Annotated in this window: 1 protein-coding gene; it reads left to right on the forward strand. The window is 57.2% G+C overall.

Annotation, left to right across the window (positions count from 1 at the left end):
- Positions 1 to 270 precede the first annotated feature (270 nt).
- A complete protein-coding gene (locus tag FP026_RS30065) occupies positions 271 to 699 on the forward strand; it encodes a DUF3597 domain-containing protein (RefSeq protein WP_112607070.1) in 429 nt (142 codons plus the stop codon).
- Positions 700 to 1,118 lie beyond the last annotated feature (419 nt).

Below are 1,118 nucleotides of genomic sequence, written 5' to 3' on the forward strand. Positions count from 1 at the left end.
GCTCAATGGTAGAGCAGCAGCCTTCCAAGCTGAATACGCGGGTTCGATTCCCGCTACCCGCTCCAGTCTTTTCAAATTGTTAGCTCGTTGATCGCCTCGCTTCTGGGTCGACCGATCCCTATGTTTGCCTGTCGGCCGCCCCTCGCACTGCTGTGCCCATTTCATGTTCGCACTCGTTCTGGTGCCATCTTTGCATATTTGACATGAAGGGTTGCTTATATTCGCGCGAGCGATAGATATTGCTCTGGCAACCGAAACGGGAGAGCGTAAATGGGTATCTTCGACAAGATCAAGGGTGCAATCTGGGGACAGGCAAAGGCCGCCGAAGCTGCGCCTGCACCGACGACCACCGCTGCAACCGCCAATCCGGCGCCTGCGCCGACACCAGCTCCTTCAGCGACCACGGCAGCAACTTCGCCCGCGACCAGCGCGCCGTCCGCGCCAGTGGATATCGCCTCGATCCTCGACGCCGCCGTCAAGAAGAGCGGACAGAAACTCGATTGGAAACATTCGATCGTCGATCTTATGAAGGCGCTCGGCATGGATGCGAGCCTTTCGGAGCGCAAGGAACTGGCGCAGGAACTCGGTTACACCGGCGATGCCGGAGATTCCGCCAAGATGAACATGTTCCTGCACAAAGCGCTCTTGAAAAAGCTCGCCGACAACGGCGGCAAGGTGCCCGCCGATCTTCTCGATTGATAGGCATCAAGCCTGGATGGCCCGGCGGGCCTTGCCGTCCGCCGGAAACAAGCCGTAGCGCGCTGATCGCCGTTGCTTGATGGTTTTGCGCCCTTGCCCCTCGGCGAGGGCGTATTTCGTTGGTGGCGAGCTGCTTCGGTTCAGTTTTGCATCTGGAATTCTTTCCTGAACGCCCCTATCTAAGCATCTGAACCGGCAAATGCTTTTATGTCTTTCCGGATCGGCCGGCGACGCTTGTGCGGCGAAGGAATGTCGAAGGCTGCGGATCATGCGCAATCGCTCTGACTTCGCCGGGAATAGGCCCTGCAATTAAGTCTTGCGCAAATGCGATGAAAGCCTTAAACGGCGGCACTAAACCGGTTCGCCGGGGTCACTCATTACGTTCACAGGAAGCATTCAAATGGCAAAGAGTAAGTTTG

Origin of the sequence: Martinezella tropici (assembly GCF_008370325.1) — a bacterium.
Taxonomy (GTDB): Bacteria; Pseudomonadota; Alphaproteobacteria; order Rhizobiales; family Rhizobiaceae; genus Rhizobium; species Rhizobium tropici_B.